The sequence below is a fragment of the Rhodobacter lacus genome, assembly GCF_042683065.1.
In the GTDB taxonomy this organism is placed as follows: Bacteria; Pseudomonadota; Alphaproteobacteria; order Rhodobacterales; family Rhodobacteraceae; genus Rhodobacter; species Rhodobacter lacus.
This window is the reverse complement of the sequence record NZ_JBHUIX010000011.1, coordinates 163,017-178,802: the sequence shown is the minus strand read 5'-3', so window position 1 is coordinate 178,802 and position 15,786 is coordinate 163,017. Positions and strand designations below refer to the sequence as shown.

Here is a 15,786-nt window from a genome sequence, read left to right as displayed (position 1 = left end):
GGTGCGTTCAGGCGACGTTTTCGAGCACCACATCCGGGTTGACCCCGAGCGCATGGCAGACATCGCGGGTCATTTGCGGGCGGTTCAGCGTGTAGAAATGCAGCTCTTCCACGCCGCCCGCAATCAGATCGTCGCACAGTTCCGTGCAGAGCGCGGTGGCCAGCAGCTCTTCGCGGTCGTCCCGCAGGGCGTGGTCAAAGGCGTCTTCGACCCAGGCCGGGATCGAGGTGCCGCAGCGCTGCGCAAAGCTTTTTGCGCCTTTCCAGGATTGGATCGGCAGGATGCCGGGGATGATCTTCGCCTCGATCCCTTCCTTCACGCAGGCATCGCGGAAGCGGAAGAACGTGTCCGCCTCGAAAAAGAACTGGGTGATCGCCGAGGTGGCGCCTGCCTCAACCTTGCGCTTGAGCCAGCGCACATCGGCGAGCGTGTCTGCGGCCTCGGGATGGGCTTCCGGGTAGGCGCCGCAGCGGAGCTTGAAGCGGCCATCGGCGGCGAGAAACTCGATCAGCTCGACCGAGGAGGCGAAGCCTTCGGGGTGGGCGGTGAACTTGGCCTCCCCCTTCGGCGGGTCGCCACGCAGCGCAACGATCTCGGTCACGCCCGCGGCGGCGTAAGCGTCGATGATGTCTTTCGTTTCGGCACGGGTCGCATTCACGCAGGTCAGATGCGCGGCGACATTGAGCCCGTAATTGCCGTGGATCGTTGCCACCGCCTCATGGGTCAGCTTCCGCGTGGTGCCGCCCGCACCATAGGTGACAGAGACGAAATCGGGTTTGAGGGGGGCGAGAACCTGAACCGTTTCCCACAGCCGGAACGAGGCATCGAGGGTTTGCGGCGGGAAGAATTCAAAGCTGATCTTGGGCGTGGGCATTTGGATGTCCTTTCGTTGCCCTCTTGTGTCACGATTTTTGATGTGAGACAAACTCATAAAGTTCAACAAGGTAATGAGGCGCGCTCATGATGTATCTGGAGTTCCGGCATCTGCGCACGATCAAGGCGATCCATGATGCGGGCGGGCTCGCCAAGGCGGCCGATATTCTGCACATCACCCAAAGCGCGCTCAGCCATCAGGTCAAAGGGCTTGAGGAACAGGTGGGAATCGAGCTTTTTGCGCGCCGTTCCAAGCCCTTGCGCCTTTCCGCCGCGGGGATGAAGCTGTTGCGCCTTGCCGAGCGGATCTTGCCCGAGATTGCCGCGACCGAGGCGGAATTTGCCGCGATCCAGCAGGGGCGGGCGGGGCGGCTGCATATCGCCATCGAATGCCATGCCTGTTTTGAATGGTTGTTTCCGGTGCTGGAGGCCTTCCGCATCGCCTGGCCCGAGATTGATATCGACATCCGCCCCGGCCTTGCCTTCACCGCTCTGGCCGCGCTCGCGCGCGAAGAGGTGGACGTGGTGATCTCCTCCGACCCGGAAAAGACCGAAGGCATCACCTTCAACCCGCTGTTTGACTATTCGCCCACCTTCCTCGCCGCCGCGACCAGCCCGCTTGCCGCCAAAGCCTTTGTGACGGCGGAAGATTTTGCCGATCAGACGCTGATCACCTATCCGATCGACCGCGCCCGCTCAGATATTTTCTCGCTCCTGCTCACGCCGGCGCGAATCGAGCCGAAACTGCACCGGCAGGTGGAGTTGACGGCGGTGATCCTGCTCCTCGTGGCCTCCGGGCGCGGCGTTGCCGTTTTGCCCGACTGGGTCTTGCGCGAGGCGAAATACCGCCCCGATTTCATCACGCGCCCCGTGACCGAGGGGGGGCTGACCAAGCGGCTTTATGCAGCGACGCGCGCCGAGGATGTGCGCGAGCCCTATATCGCGCATTTCCTGCGCCTTGCGCGCACCGAGCCGGTCAAGCTGCAACGCGCCTGAGGGCTGTATCCGTGACAATCTTGTGCGTGACCGGCGCGCGGCGTGGCGGTATAGGGCGGCTTTAGCCACCGGACCCCGCCATGACTGCAACCCTGCCTTCACGCGCCGCTTCGGCGACGGTTTTCCCGATTCTTCTCGCGATCTCTGCCTGCCACATGCTCAACGATGTGATGCAGTCGATGCTGTCGTCGATCTATCCGATCCTGAAGACCGATTTCGCCCTCGATTACTGGCAGATCGGCCTGTTGACTCTGGCCTTTCAGGGCACGGCGTCGCTGTTGCAGCCGGTGATCGGCATCTATACCGATGCGCGCCCGCAGCCCTGGTCGCTGCCTGTGGCCTCGCTCTCGACCTTCGTCGGGCTGATGGGGCTGGCCTTCGCGCCGTCCTACCCGGCGCTGATCCTTGGCGCGATGTTTGTGGGTTTTGGCTCGGCGATCTTCCACCCCGAATCAAGCCGGGTCGCGCGCATCGCCTCTGGCGGGCGCTTTGGCCTTGCGCAATCAGTGTTTCAGGTGGGGGGCAATTTTGGCACCGCCATCGGCCCCTTGCTGGCCGCCTTCATCGTGCTGCCGTTCGGGCGGCCTTCGGTTGCGCTTTTCGGGGCGCTTGCCTGCATCGCCGGGGTGATCCTCGTGCGGGTGAGCCGCTGGTATGGCGCCCATCTGAAGGACCGCGCCCGCAAGGCGGTTGACAAGACCCTGCCCCTGCCGCGCAACCGCACCATTTTGGCGATCACCGTGCTGGTGATCCTCGTGTTCTCCAAAAACGTCTATATGGCCTCGCTCGGCTCTTACTACACCTTCTATCTGATCGAGAGTTTTGGCGTGGACACGCGCACCGCGCAGCTCATGCTGTTTTTGTTCCTCGGCGCCGTGGCGGCGGGCACCGTGCTGGGCGGCCCGGTGGCCGACCGTTGGGGGCCGATGACGGTGATCTGGATCTCGATCCTCGGCGTGCTGCCCTTCACGCTTGCGCTGCCGCATGTGGGGCTTTGGGGCTCGGGCGTGCTCACGGTGATCATCGGCCTCATTCTCGCCTCGGCCTTCTCGGCCATCGTGGTCTTTGCGCAGGAGCTTCTGCCCGGCCGGGTCGGCATGGTGGCGGGGATCTTTTTTGGCCTCAGCTTCGGCATGGGGGGCATTGCCGCCGCCGCGCTCGGGCTGCTGGCGGACCATCACGGCATCCGCACCGTCTATCTGATCTGCTCGGTGCTGCCCGCGCTCGGCATCCTGACGATCTTCCTGCCGCGGCGGGCCGAGTTTCTGGCCCGCTGACCCTCTTGGATTCTTTCCGTCCGCCGTGTAAGGCAGGCGCTTGAACCGAAGGAGCCCCCCGATGCAAGGCAGTGCCAACCTCAATCTGATGATCAAGGCCGCGCGCAAGGCGGGGCGGTCGCTTGTGAAGGACTTCCGTGAGGTCGAGAACCTTCAGGTCTCTGCCAAGGGGCCGGGCGATTTCGTCTCCAAGGCGGACCGCGAGGCGGAGCGGATCATCAAGGAAGAGCTGCGCGGCGCGCGCCCGACCTATGGCTGGCTCGGCGAGGAAACCGGCGAGGAAGCGGGCGAAGACCCGACCCGGCGCTGGATCGTCGATCCGCTCGACGGCACCACCAACTTCCTGCACGGCCTGCCGCATTGGGCGGTGTCGATCGCGCTCGAACACAAGGGCGAAGTGGTCGCCGGTGTGGTGTTCGACGCCGCGAAGGATGAGCTTTACTACGCCGAGAAGGGCCTTGGCGCCTATATGAACGAAAGCCGTCTGCGGGTTTCGGGGCGCCGCCACATGATCGAGGCGATCTTTGCCACCGGCGTGCCCTTTGGCGGCCGCTCGACCCTGCCCGCGACGCTGCAAGACCTCGCCCGGCTGATGCCGGTCTGCGCCGGGGTGCGGCGCTGGGGCGCGGCGGCGCTCGATCTCGCCTATGTCGCCTCGGGCCGCTATGATGGCTATTGGGAGCGCGGCATCAACGCCTGGGACATGGCGGCAGGGTTGATTCTGGTCAAGGAAGCGGGCGGTTTTGTCGGCCCGGTGCGCGAGGGCCGCGAGATCTTCGAATCCGGGGCCGTGATCGCGGGCAATGCCGAGCTTTATGAACCGCTGTGCCGGATCATTCGCGAAGCGGCGTGAACTTTTGTTGATCGAAGGGGGAACAAGGCGCGAATATGGGCCGCGCCCGTTCACCACTTGTTCACCTCGTTGTGACAGGGTGGCGGCATCACCAGAAGGGGATGCACTATGCCGACCAGCGCTGCCAGACCACAAGCCGACGCGTGCGAGGCTGACCTCGCGCCTGTTTGCGAGCCGCAGCTTTCACCTTTTCCGCTGCAGACAACGCTTGAAGAGATTGGCCGCGCCGCGCGTGACCTTGCCTTGGCCGAGACGGCGGATGTGGTCGCGCTGGGCCGGATCCGGCTTCTGCGCGACATGATCGAGGCCTGCCATGAGGCCATCGCAGCGGCAGAGGACCGGCATGTCGCGCTGGAGCTTGTTGCCGCAATCGACGGGCTGGGCGCGGAGCTTGCCTCTTTCGAAGATACGCTGCCGCTGGAACGGGCGTTTCGGGCCGATCAGCGCGATCGGGCGCTCGAACGGATCGCCGCCGCGCAGGCACAACTGCGCGCGTTCGTGCGCGCGATCCATCAAGAGGCCGAGCTTTTCGAACCGGCGTTGAGCCGGGAAGAGGCGGTCGAGCTTGCGATCACCGCCTTGGCGCGCAGCCCCGAAGACATCGCCGCCGCCGCACGCGCCGAGGCCGAGGCGCGTTTTGCCGAGGCCCCTGCGCCATTCACCGAAATGCGCGCGCCGCAGTTTTCGCGCCCGGACGGGTGGACCGCATGGCTCGCGACCCGCATGGCCGAGCAGGCGGGCCGCGCCTTTCCTGAGATCTGAGCGCGTTCAGTCGCGTTGCGGGCGCACAAGGCCCCGTTGCACCGCCGGGCGCGCAAGGAAACGCTCCAGATAGGCGGGCACATTCTCAAGGCTCTCCCATCCCACCAGATCGGCGGCCTTGTAGCCGTCGCGGAACGCGCGCAGCCAGGGCGCGATGGCGATATCGGCAATCGTATAGGCGCCGCAGATCCAGTCCTTGCCCGCAAGCGCACCGTCGAGCACCTTCAACAGCCGCGCGGTCTCGGCGCGATAACGCTCCTTCGGGCGGGGATCTTCGATCTCCTTGCCGGCATAGGCATGGAAGAAGCCGAACTGGCCCATCATCGGCCCCATCCCGCCCATCTGCCACATCAGCCATTGCAGCACCTCGTAGCGCTGCGCCTCGGGCAGGAATTGCCCCGCCTTCTCGGCCAGATAAATCAAGATCGCGCCGCTTTCGAAAAGCGCGAGCGGCGCCCCGCCCGGCCCGTTCGGGTCGATGATCGCGGGGATCTTGTTATTGGGGTTGAGCGAGAGGAACTCCGGCGTCATCTGGTCGTTGGTATCGAAACGGACCAGATGGGGCTCGTAGGGCAGGCCGCATTCCTCCAGCATGATCGAGACCTTCACCCCGTTCGGCGTGGTCAGCGAATAAAGCTGTATCGCGTCCGGGCGGGTGGCGGGCCAGCGCTTTGTGATGGGAAATTGGCTCAGATCGGTCATATGTGCCTCCGTTTGGGCCAGCCTGCCCGAAAATTCCGGGGGAGAAAAGCCACCCGGGCGAACATGCCGTGTCCATCAATGCACGGAACCAAGGAGGGGCGCATGCTCAAGGATTTCAGAAACTTCATCGCCCGCGGCAACGTGGTCGACATGGCCGTGGGGATCATCGTCGGCGCGGCTTTCACCGCGATCGTCAATTCGATGGTGAGCGACCTGATCAACCCGATCATTGGCGTGATCACCGGCGGCATCGATTTCTCAAATCTGTTCATCAATCTGGGGGAGGGCCGCTACGCCTCGCTCGCCGCCGCGCGCGAGGCGGGGGCGCCGGTGTTCGCTTATGGCGCCTTTTTCACGGCGGTGATCAATTTCCTGATCATCGCCTTTGTGGTGTTTTTGCTCGTGAAAGGCGTCAACCGGCTCAAGGAGGCCGCGCACCGCGAAGAGGCGAAGGCCGCTGCCGCGCCGAAGGGCCCGAGCGAGGTTGATCTGCTGATGGAGATCCGTGACGCGCTGAAAACGCCGCGCTGAAGCGGAGGCCGGAGGGTGCCGGCCTCCGTGCCCGATCAGAGTGTCAACGCCTCGTCGGCAGGAAGATAGGGCAGGCGGAGCGCCTCCGCCACCGGCGCGCAGGTGATACGCCCGGCATGGACATTGAGACCGGCGCGCAGATGCGCGTTGTCAAGGCAGGCCTGCCGCCATCCCTTGCCCGCAAGCGCGAGCAGGAAGGGGAGCGTGGCATGCCCCAGGGCCTGAGTGGCGGTGCGGGCAACGGCGCCGGGCATGTTGGCAACGCAGTAATGCACGATGCCGTCGACCTCGTAGATCGGGTCTTGATGGGTCGTGGCATGCGAGGTCTCGAAACAGCCGCCCTGATCAATGGCGACATCGACGAGCACCGCCCCCGGGCGCATCGTCGAGAGCATCGCGCGGGTGACGAGCTTGGGCGCCGCCGCGCCGGGCACCAGCACCGCGCCGATCACCAGATCCGCCGTGGCCACCAGTTCGGCGGTGAGCGCCGCGGAGGCATAGCCGGTGTGGAACGCCCGCCCGAACACATCGTCAAGATAGCGCAGCCGCGGCAGGGCGCGGTCAAGCACCGTCACATCGGCGCCCATGCCTGCGGCAACGCGGGCGGCCTGTGTGCCAACCACACCGCCGCCAATCACCAGCACCCGCGCCGGCAAGACCCCGGGCACCCCGCCCAGAAGCACGCCGCGCCCGCCATTGGCCTTTTGCAGCGCCCAGGCGCCGACTTGCGGCGCGAGCCGCCCGGCCACCTCCGACATCGGCGCGAGCAGGGGCAAACCTCCCATCCTGTCCGTCACCGTTTCATAGGCGATGCAGGTGGCGCCAGAGGCGACAAGATCGGCCGTTTGCGCCGGGTCGGGCGCAAGGTGAAGATAGGTGAAGAGCACCTGGCCGCGGCGCAATTGCGCCCGTTCCTCCGCCTGCGGCTCCTTCACCTTCACCACCATCTCCGCTTCGGCCCAGACGGTGGCCGCCTCGGCCACAACCGTCGCGCCCGCGGCGGCGTAATCGGCATCGGCATATCCGGCCCCTTGGCCCGCGCCCGCCTCGATCATCACCGCATGGCCTTGCGCCACCGCCTCATGCACCGCAAACGGCGTCATCCCGACGCGAAACTCCTGCGGCTTGATCTCCCGCACACATCCGATCTTCATGGCATCCTCCCTTGACGCACTGACCTCAGCTTGCGCCCGAGCGGCTGCAATTGGCTTGATTTCCGCTTGCAAAAGGGCGCGGTGCGCGCGCATATCTTCGCCAAAATTGCCACTGCTTCGAAGAAAATCCCGCTGCGATGAGCCTTGACGCCACAGATCGACGAATTCTGACCGTGCTGCAAAAGCAGGGCCGGATCTCCAATGCCGACCTTTCCGAGCGGGTGAACCTCTCCGCTTCCGCCTGTCACCGCCGGGTGCAACGGCTGGAGGAGGAGGGCTACATCAAGGATTATGTGGCGCTCCTTGACACCCGCAAGATGGGCTGCCCGACCACGGTCTTTGTCGAGATCACGCTTTCAGGCCAAGCCGACGAAGTGCTCGAGGCGTTCGAGCGCGAGGTGAAAAAGATCCCCGATGTGCTCGAATGCCATCTGATGGCGGGCTCGGCGGATTATCTGCTCAAGGTGGTGGCGGAAGATACCGAGGATTTTGCCCGCATCCACCGCTCCAAGCTTGCGCGGTTGCCGGGGGTGCAGGGCATGCAAAGCTCGTTTGCCTTGCGCACCGTGTTCAAAACCACGGCGCTTCCCGTCTGATCAGTCGCGCCAGAACCGCGGCAGCACCAGCACGAGAATGGCGAGCAGCCCGAGCCGCCCCAAAAGCATCGACAGGCTCATCAGCCAGGTCGAAAGGTCGTTGAAATCGACCATCGTGCCGGTGGCGGCCACCATCGGGCCGACGCCAAAGCCGATATTGCCGATCGCCCCCCAACTGGCGAAGAGCGCGGAGGAGAAATCCACCCCGGTCATCGAGATCAGCACCGCAACAATGCCCTGGGTGAGGATGTAGCCCGTGACATGCAAGATCAGCGGCCCCATCGTCGCCTCGTCGAGCGGCTTGCCGTCATAGCGTGGCACCACCACGCGGTTGGGCGAATGCAGTTGCCGGATCGTGGCATAGATCGCCGAAAGCACCACCTGCACCCGGAACACCGACAGCGAGCCCGAGCTTGAACCGGTGCAGCCGCCCGACATGCCGACAAGGAACGCCAGCACCATCACGAAGCCGCCCCAGGGCTCGACCCCGCCCACGCCAAAGCCGGTGCCGGTGAGGATCGAGGAAAAGTTGAATGCGGTTTCGCGGAACACCTGCTCGAACGGGAGGTCTTCCTGGCTGTAGCGCCAGAGCGTTGCGACGATCGTGTAATAGACAAACCAGCGCAGGAAGGCGCGGATCTGCGAATCGCGCCAGATCGGCGTGAGCTGGCCTTGCATGACTTGCACGAAGCGGATGAAGGGCATCCCGGCGAGCAACATGAACACCACGCCCGCATATTGCGCGGAAGGGGCGTAATTCATGAAGCTCGAATCGGTGGTGGCAAAGCCGCCGGTCGAAAGCGTTGCCATCGCGTTGCAGATCGCATCGAAGGGGGCCATGCCGCAGGCGATGAAGCTCACCGCGCAGGCGATGGTGATAATCGTGTAAACCTGCAGCAGGGCGACGGCGATGTCGGTCGCACGGGGCAGAACCTTGCCGAAGGTGTCAAACCCTTCGGTCTGGAAAAACCGCATGCCGCCGATCCGCATCACTGGCAGGAAGATCATGGCGACAAAGGCGATGCCGAGCCCGCCTGCCCATTGCAGCATGGCCCGCCAGATGAGCACCGAGCGCGGCAGCTCGTCGAGATGCTGGAACACCGTGTAGCCGGTGGTGGTCACCCCCGACACTGCCTCAAAATAGGCATCGGCAAAGCTCACATCGGGCTTGCCATGAATGAAGGGCAATGCGCCGAAGGCCGGCAGGAAGAGCCAGATCGCCGCGGTGAGCATATAGGCCTGCCGCAGCGTGAGCGGGCGTGGCTCGTCCGAGCGCGCGGCAAGCGACAGGAGCGCGCCAAACAGCAGCGTTTCGATCGCGGCCTTGAGCACCTGCAACCCGTTCGGATCGGAAAGCGCGATATCATAGCCCGCCGGCAGCAGCATGGCTGCTCCGAGTGCCAGCAGGATGTGGCCGAAGATATAAAAGACGGGTCCGAAATCGGTCATCGTGTCCGAGCGATGCAAAGGGGGGACGGAGGACGCAACTCACGAAATCGTGAGCAGCGGTGCCGGAGCGCGGTTCGGGCTGTGACAAACACGCCATAAACCGTGCCGGACGAGGACCCGCTCAGAAGGCGGAGCTGCGCCGGCACGAGGCAGAAGAGGCGCTGCAGAGTGCCACGGCGATGCGCCTGCAATCGGAAGAGACCACGCGCACCGCGGCCGAGGCCAACAGCCGCGCGCCCGCACCGGCATCAACGGCCCGGTCGAGCCGCTCGATTCGGTGGCGCAGCAAAACGTCGCGATGGTGGAGAGACCACGGCCGCACGCCGCGCCCGCAACGGCATGGCGCGCAACTGCATGAGGCGAGGGGGCATCTCCGCACCGAGGCGCGCGCGCAGTCCCGGCGGCCTGAGCCGGCCCGGGGCCTGCCTCCCGGTCTCGGTTTGCGCCAAAAAGACAAAACCCCCGATGGCCGGGCCACGGGGGTTTTCACTTGCGGGCGAACCCGCCAGCGTATCCAAGCGCTTAGAGCGCGCCTTCGCGTTGGGCCTTCTTGCGCGCCAGTTTACGGGCGCGGCGGATGGCTTCAGCTTTTTCGCGCGCTTTCTTCACGGACGGCTTTTCGAAATGCTGCTTGAGCTTCATTTCCCGGAAAACCCCCTCGCGCTGAAGTTTTTTCTTCAGAGCACGAAGCGCTTGTTCGACGTTGTTGTCGCGAACGCTGACCTGCATGTGGTGTCACCACCTTCCTAAGTTTGAGTTGCATCGCTGTGCAGGAAGCGGCCATATAGCAAAGGCCAAGGCATTTGTCCACTGTTGCCGCACAAGGGAAAAGCCATGAAAAACGACCATTTGAACGTGTCGCGTCTGCGCGCGGACCTGCTGGATGCGATCACGCCGCATGTGCCTTTTGATGGCTGGTCCGAACCCGCCTTTCAGGAGGCGATCCGCGCCACGGGAACGGACCCGGCGCTGGCGCGGCTTGTGTGCCCGCGCGGCGCCGTTGATCTTGCGGCGGAATATCACCGCTCTGCGGACCGGGCGCTGGCGCAGGCGCTGGCCGGCGCCGATTTCAGCGGGATGCGGTTTCGCGACAAGGTGGCGAGCGCGCTCAAGATGCGCTTCGATCTTGTCGACCGGGATCTGGTGAGCCGCGGTGCCTCGGTCTTCGCTCTGCCGCAAAATGCCGCGATGGGGGCCAAGCTCGTGTGGGAAACCGCCGATCTGATCTGGCGCGCGCTGGGCGACACGAGCGTGGATTACAACTGGTATTCCAAGCGCCTCACGCTTTCGGGGGTGATCTCGGCCACCACGCTGTTCTGGATCGGGGATGACAGCGAGGGCCATGCCGAGAGCTGGGCCTTTCTCGATCACCGGATCGAGAATGTGCTGCAATTTGACAAGGTGAAAACGCAGCTTCTGAAAGTGCCGGGGCTGAAGGGCCTTTTGGAAAACCTGCGCGCGCCCGCGCCCATGGCTGCCCCCGGTCATGTTGCCGGTGAGGAGGTGGCATGAGCCTGCCCGAGCAGATGCGCTGCATCGAGATCGCGGCGCCCGGTGGCGCCGATATGCTCAAACCCGCAAGCCGCGCCGTGCCGGTGCCGGGGCCGGGGGAAATTCTGATCGAGGTGGCCTGGGCGGGGGTGAACCGCCCCGATGTGCTGCAGCGCATGGGGGCTTACAAGGCCCCCTCGGGCGCCTCGGATCTGCCGGGGCTTGAGGTCTCGGGCATTGTCGCCGCCATCGGCCCCGAGGTCGCGGGCTGGCAGGTGGGAGATGCGGTCTGCGCGCTGACCCCGGGCGGGGGCTATGCCGAATATGCGCTTTGCCCCGCCGCCCATGCGCTGCCGGTGCCGCAGGGCGTGAGCCTGCGCGATGCCGCCTGCCTGCCCGAGACCTGCTTCACCGTCTGGTCCAATGTGGTGATGCGCGGCGGGCTCACGGCGGGCGAGCGCTTCCTTGTGCATGGCGGCACCTCCGGCATTGGCACAACGGCAATTCAGATCGCGCGCGCGCTGGGGGCGCGGGTCTGGGCAACGGCGGGGAGTGCCGAGAAATGCGCCGTCTGTGAAAGCCTTGGCGCCAGTGCAATCCCCTATCGCGAAACCGATTTTGTCGAAGTGCTGCGTGCCGAGGGCGGCGCCGATCTCATTCTCGACATGGTCGGCGGCAGTTATATCGCGCGCGACATCAAGGCATTGGCGGATGACGGACGGCTTGTGTTCATCGCCTTTCTGGAGAGCCCGAAGGCCGAGATCAACTTCGCGCAGGTGATGATGCGCCGCCTGACCATCACCGGCTCGACGCTGCGCCCGCAATCGGACGCCGCCAAGGCCGCCATCGCGCGCGCGCTGGCGGCCGAGGTCTGGCCAATGATCGCCGCGGGCAAGCTCAAGGTGGTGCAAGACAGCGAGTTTCCGCTCGCCGAGGCCGCCGCGGCCCATGCGCGGATGGAAACCAATGCCCATATCGGCAAGATTGTCCTGAAGGTTCGCTGAACTTTCGCCAACCGAAGGAGGACAGGATGACGAAGGGGCGCTTTACCCTGATCGAGGGCTTTCCCGCCGATGTGCTGGCGCTGGAGGCGCATGGCAAGATCGACCATGATGCCTATGTGACCGATCTGATCCCGGCGCTGGAGGCGCGGTTGAAGGCCGAGGGGCGGCTCAAGCTGCTGTACGCGCTGGGCGAAGATTTTGAGGGCTTCACCGCCGGGGCGATGTTTGAGGATGGCAAGGTTGGCCTGCTGCATCTGGGCGATTTTGCCCGCATCGCGGTGGTGAGCGACGTGGCCTGGGTCAATGGCGGGGTGCGGCTTTTTGCGCCGCTGATCCGCTGCCCGGTGCGCACCTTCCCGCGCGCTCAGATCGCGGCGGCGAAAGACTGGATCTCGGCAGACCCTGAACGCGACGGCGGGCCGGAAGTGGCGGCGGAGCACAAGCTCTCGATGCTCGAAGATCGGGAGCCGCCGGCGAGCTGATCACCGCACGCGCTCCATAAGCGCATCGCGCAGGCGGCCGTCCGCCCGGCCCGGGGGGCGAAAAGCGTGGCGAGAACAAGGATAAATGCTCTCATTTTCTCTTTCCATGACGCGGTTTCTTGCCTATACAGGCCGGCAATTCCCCACCAGAAATGGACCGCGGCCGGGGGGAAGCCCAGGCCGCAGCCGGTTTCACGGCCCGGGAGAGATTTGTAAAGGATGGCGTCGATGACGAACAAGCCCCTGATGTCAAAGGCCACTGCCGTTTGGCTGGTGGACAATACCACGCTTACCTTCAAGCAGATCGCCGATTTCTGCGGTATGCACGAGCTTGAGGTTCAGGGCATCGCCGATGGCGATGTTGCCGCCGGTGTGAAGGGGTTTGACCCGGTCGCCTCGAACCAGCTCGACCAGAAAGAGATCGACAAGGGCGAGAAAGACCCGCTCTACAAGCTGCGGCTCAAGTTCAACGCTGCCGCCGTGGGCGAGGACAAGCGCCGTGGCCCGCGCTATACGCCGCTGTCCAAACGGCAGGACCGCCCGAACGCGATCCTGTGGCTGGTGAAATTCCACCCCGAACTGGCGGATGCGCAGATCGCCCGGCTCGTGGGCACCACGAAGCCGACGATTGCCTCGATCCGCGAGCGTACGCATTGGAACATTGCCAACATGACGGCGATCGACCCGGTGGCGCTGGGCCTGTGCCGGCAATCCGAGCTCGACAGCGAAGTGCAGAAAGCGGCGAAGAAACGCGCGGCCGAAGGCGTGATGAGCGATGACGAGCGGCGCAAGCTGGTCTCGACCGAGCAGAGCCTTGGCATGGCGACCGAGCCGCGGCTTCCGGGGGGCATTGCCGAGCTTGAGGGCTTCACGCTTGGCGGCGGCATGGCGGAGGAAGAGCGCGAGCATCCGAAGGATTTCTCGGATGCCGACAGCTTCTTCAACCTGCCGCATGACGATGAGGACGACGAGGACGAGGAAGACAGCGGCCCGATCCGCTGAGCTGATCCCCTTTTGTGAGACTGCAAGGCCCCTGCCGGATCGGCGGGGGTTTTTCTGTCGTTTCGGCAGGGCCGAAACGACCCGGGCGGGGGCTTCGCCCCCGCACCCCCAGGATATTTATGGCAAGATGAAAGGCCGTTCGGCGCGGTGTGGGCGCCGGGGAGGGGCTGCAAGATCGCGGGCCGGACCGCCGCACACGATCGGGTGCGGCGGTGTGGTGATTTGGCTCAGATCGAGAGGCAGATGTATTTCAGTTCGAGATAATCCTCGACGCCGTGATGGCTGCCCTCGCGCCCGAGCCCGGATTGCTTGACGCCGCCAAAGGGCGCCACCTCGGTCGAGATGATGCCGGTGTTCACGCCGACGATGCCGTATTCGAGCCCTTCCTGCACGCGGGTGATGCGGCCGATGTCGCGGGCGTAGAAATAGGAGGCCAGCCCGAAGATCGTGGCATTGGCCTTCTCGATCACCTCGTCCTCGGTTTCGAACTTGAAGAGCGGCGCGACCGGGCCAAAGGTCTCTTCGGTCGCGACCTTCATCTCCTGGGTGACGCCGGTGACGACAGTGGGCTGGAAGAAGGTGCCGCCAAGCGCGTGGCGCGCGCCGCCGGTGACGATCTTGCCGCCGCCCGCCACCACATCGGCGATATGTTCCTCGACCTTCTCGACCGCATCTTCCGAGATCAGGGGGCCGGTGGTCACGCCCGCCTCGAGCCCGTCGCCCACGGTGAGCTTGGCGACCGCTGCGGCGAGCTTTTCGGCGAAGGCGTCATAAACGCCCGCCTGCACATAGAGCCGGTTCGCGCAAACGCAGGTTTGCCCGTTGTTGCGGAACTTCGACATCATCGCGCCTTCGACCGCGGCATCGAGATCGGCATCGTCAAAGACGATGAAGGGGGCGTTGCCGCCAAGCTCCATCGAGCATTTCATCACCTGATCGGCGGCCTGACGCAGCAAGATCCGCCCCACCTCGGTCGAGCCGGTGAAGGTGAGTTTGCGCACGGCGTGGTTTTCACAGAACTCTTTGCCGATGTCGGAGGCGCGCGACGAGGTGATCACCGAGAGGATGCCCTTGGGCAGACCGGCGCGCTCACCCAAAAGCCCCATCGCGAGCGCGGAGAGCGGCGTTTCCGAGGCGGGGCGGCAGACAAAGCCGCAGCCCACCGCAAGCGCGGGGCCGGCCTTGCGCGCGATCATCGCATTGGGGAAGTTCCACGGCGTGATCGAGCCCACCACGCCGATCGGCTGCTTGAGCACGGTGATGCGCTTGTCACGCATGTGGCCGGGGATCGTTTCGCCGTAGATGCGCTTGGCTTCCTCGCCGAACCATTCGATGAAGCTGGCGCCATAGGCGATTTCGCCCTTTGCCTCGGCCAAGGGCTTGCCCATCTCGGCGGTGAGGATCAGGCCCAGATCATCCTGGTTCGCCATCATCAGATCGAACCATTTGCGCATCACCGCGGCGCGCTCCTTGCCGGTGCGCGCGGCCCAGTCCTTCATCGCGGCTTGCGCGGCGGCAATGGCACGGGCGGCATCGGCGCGGGTCAGGTCCGGCACGGTGCAGATCACATCGCCGCGGGCGGGGTTTTTGACATCAAAGGTCGCGCCATCCGCGGCGTCGACCCAATCCCCCGCGACGAGGGCCTTGGTGCACAGAAGGCTCGGATCCTTGAGCAGGGATTTCAGATCGGTGGCGGTATCGAGCATGGCATCTCTCATCGTTTGCGGGATATGCAAGGGAAGCACGCGGCGGCGCCGATGTAAATCGTGCGCCGTGGCAAGAAAGAGGTGGGAAATGACCGATCTGGACGATGACTATGCCAATATGCCCTACATCCCGCAGGGCGAAGCCTTCCCGGAGTGCTGGGCGCGCGCGGCCGAGGCCTATCGCGACGATGCGATGATGCTTGAGGTGGGCTATGACAGCGGGGCCGAGCGGCAGATCGACATCTTCCTGCCCCAAGGCGCGCCGAAGGGCGTGGTGATCTTCGTGCATGGCGGCTACTGGAGCGAGGGCTCGCGGCGGCTCTATTCCCACCTTGCGCAGGGCCCGGTGAGCGCGGGCTGGGCGGTGGCGATTCCGGGCTATGATCTCGCGCCCGCGGTGCGGATCTCGCAAATCACCGCACTTTTGGCGCTGGCAGTGGCAGAGGTGGCGCGGCGCTTTTCCGGGCCGATCCGGCTGTGCGGCCATTCCGCGGGCGGGCATCTGGTGGCGCGGCTGGTGAGTTCGGGGCTGCTCGCGGAGGAGGTTCTGGCGCGGATCGAGAAGGTGGTGCCGATCTCGCCGGTCTCGGATCTGGCACCGCTTTTGCGCACCTCGATGACGGCGGTGCTCGGGCTCGATGAAGAGGAAGCGCGGGCGGAAAGCCCGGTGCATGCGCCCGCGCCCCGGATGCCGGTCGAGGTCTGGGTGGGAGAGGCCGAACGGCCCGCCTTCCGCGATCAGGCGCGCTGGCTTGCCGAGGCCTGGGGGGCAAAGCTCACCGTCGATCCGGGGCGGCACCATTTCGATGTGATCGAAGGGCTGGAGCGCGCAGACCGGTCGCTGTGCCAGGCGGTGATCGGTTAGGGGGGCGCTGCCCCCCTCTTGGCGCGGACGCGCCAATTCACCC

Annotated in this window: 17 protein-coding genes; 11 read left to right on the top strand and 6 right to left on the bottom strand. The window is 65.0% G+C overall.

Going from position 1 to position 15,786, the window contains the following annotated elements; all coding sequences use genetic code 11:
• Positions 1-7: 7 nt before the first annotated feature.
• Positions 8-874, bottom strand: a complete 867-nt coding sequence (metF, locus tag ACFSM0_RS10435; RefSeq protein WP_377390056.1) for a methylenetetrahydrofolate reductase [NAD(P)H] — start codon at positions 872-874, stop codon at positions 8-10.
• A gap of 89 nt (positions 875-963) precedes the next feature.
• On the opposite strand from metF, the gene ACFSM0_RS10430 reads away from it, so the two are divergent.
• The 4 genes from ACFSM0_RS10430 to ACFSM0_RS10415 all read left to right on the top strand — a co-directional run bounded on the left by ACFSM0_RS10430 (position 964) and on the right by ACFSM0_RS10415 (position 4,761).
• Positions 964-1,869 (top strand): LysR family transcriptional regulator, encoded by a 906-nt coding sequence (locus ACFSM0_RS10430; RefSeq protein WP_377390574.1) that lies wholly within the window; start codon positions 964-966, stop codon positions 1,867-1,869.
• An 80-nt stretch (positions 1,870-1,949) separates the two neighbouring features.
• Complete coding sequence (locus ACFSM0_RS10425; RefSeq protein WP_377390054.1) at positions 1,950-3,146, top strand: MFS transporter; 1,197 nt, start codon at positions 1,950-1,952, stop codon at positions 3,144-3,146.
• A 61-nt stretch (positions 3,147-3,207) separates the two neighbouring features.
• Entirely contained in the window at positions 3,208-3,999 is a 792-nt protein-coding gene (locus tag ACFSM0_RS10420; RefSeq protein ID WP_377390052.1) for an inositol monophosphatase family protein, read from the top strand.
• 108 nt (positions 4,000-4,107) lie between these two features.
• Entirely contained in the window at positions 4,108-4,761 is a 654-nt protein-coding gene (locus ACFSM0_RS10415) for a hypothetical protein (protein WP_377390050.1), read from the top strand.
• 6 nt (positions 4,762-4,767) lie between these two features.
• Here the strand turns inward: ACFSM0_RS10415 and ACFSM0_RS10410 are convergent, their stop codons facing one another.
• A complete protein-coding gene (locus ACFSM0_RS10410; RefSeq protein ID WP_377390048.1) occupies positions 4,768-5,463 on the bottom strand; it encodes a glutathione S-transferase N-terminal domain-containing protein in 696 nt (231 codons plus the stop codon).
• Between the two features lie 102 nt (positions 5,464-5,565).
• On the opposite strand from ACFSM0_RS10410, the gene mscL reads away from it, so the two are divergent.
• Complete coding sequence (mscL, locus tag ACFSM0_RS10405) at positions 5,566-5,994, top strand: large conductance mechanosensitive channel protein MscL (RefSeq protein ID WP_377390046.1); 429 nt, start codon at positions 5,566-5,568, stop codon at positions 5,992-5,994.
• 35 nt (positions 5,995-6,029) lie between these two features.
• Here mscL and ald read toward each other — a convergent pair whose 3' ends face one another.
• Positions 6,030-7,148: an alanine dehydrogenase gene (gene ald, locus ACFSM0_RS10400; protein WP_377390044.1), complete on the bottom strand. Its 1,119-nt coding sequence runs from the start codon at positions 7,146-7,148 to the stop codon at positions 6,030-6,032.
• A 137-nt stretch (positions 7,149-7,285) separates the two neighbouring features.
• On the opposite strand from ald, the gene ACFSM0_RS10395 reads away from it, so the two are divergent.
• On the top strand, positions 7,286-7,744 hold the full coding sequence (locus ACFSM0_RS10395; RefSeq protein WP_097071035.1) for an Lrp/AsnC family transcriptional regulator: 459 nt from the start codon (positions 7,286-7,288) through the stop codon (positions 7,742-7,744).
• Here the strand turns inward: ACFSM0_RS10395 and ACFSM0_RS10390 are convergent, their stop codons facing one another.
• Entirely contained in the window at positions 7,745-9,193 is a 1,449-nt protein-coding gene (locus ACFSM0_RS10390; RefSeq protein WP_377390042.1) for a TrkH family potassium uptake protein, read from the bottom strand.
• 522 nt (positions 9,194-9,715) lie between these two features.
• A complete protein-coding gene (gene rpsU / locus ACFSM0_RS10385; protein ID WP_010398727.1) occupies positions 9,716-9,922 on the bottom strand; it encodes a 30S ribosomal protein S21 in 207 nt (68 codons plus the stop codon).
• A 105-nt stretch (positions 9,923-10,027) separates the two neighbouring features.
• On the opposite strand from rpsU, the gene ACFSM0_RS10380 reads away from it, so the two are divergent.
• From ACFSM0_RS10380 to ACFSM0_RS10365, 4 genes are all read left to right on the top strand, one after another.
• Positions 10,028-10,705, top strand: a complete 678-nt coding sequence (locus ACFSM0_RS10380; RefSeq protein WP_377390039.1) for a COQ9 family protein — start codon at positions 10,028-10,030, stop codon at positions 10,703-10,705.
• Positions 10,702-11,688, top strand: coding sequence for an NAD(P)H-quinone oxidoreductase (locus tag ACFSM0_RS10375; protein ID WP_377390037.1), 987 nt, complete (start codon positions 10,702-10,704; stop codon positions 11,686-11,688). Before ACFSM0_RS10380 ends, ACFSM0_RS10375 begins: the two co-directional genes overlap by 4 nt.
• A 26-nt stretch (positions 11,689-11,714) precedes the next feature.
• Positions 11,715-12,170 (top strand): SpoIIAA family protein, encoded by a 456-nt coding sequence (locus tag ACFSM0_RS10370; RefSeq protein WP_377390035.1) that lies wholly within the window; start codon positions 11,715-11,717, stop codon positions 12,168-12,170.
• Positions 12,171-12,398: 228 nt separating this feature from the next.
• Positions 12,399-13,172, top strand: a complete 774-nt coding sequence (locus ACFSM0_RS10365) for a DUF1013 domain-containing protein (RefSeq protein ID WP_377390033.1) — start codon at positions 12,399-12,401, stop codon at positions 13,170-13,172.
• A gap of 227 nt (positions 13,173-13,399) precedes the next feature.
• Here ACFSM0_RS10365 and ACFSM0_RS10360 read toward each other — a convergent pair whose 3' ends face one another.
• Positions 13,400-14,878, bottom strand: coding sequence for an NAD-dependent succinate-semialdehyde dehydrogenase (locus ACFSM0_RS10360; RefSeq protein WP_377390031.1), 1,479 nt, complete (start codon positions 14,876-14,878; stop codon positions 13,400-13,402).
• A gap of 88 nt (positions 14,879-14,966) precedes the next feature.
• On the opposite strand from ACFSM0_RS10360, the gene ACFSM0_RS10355 reads away from it, so the two are divergent.
• The gene (locus ACFSM0_RS10355; protein ID WP_377390029.1) at positions 14,967-15,743 is read left to right on the top strand and encodes an alpha/beta hydrolase; all 777 of its coding nucleotides are present in this window, start codon (positions 14,967-14,969) and stop codon (positions 15,741-15,743) included.
• Positions 15,744-15,786 lie beyond the last annotated feature (43 nt).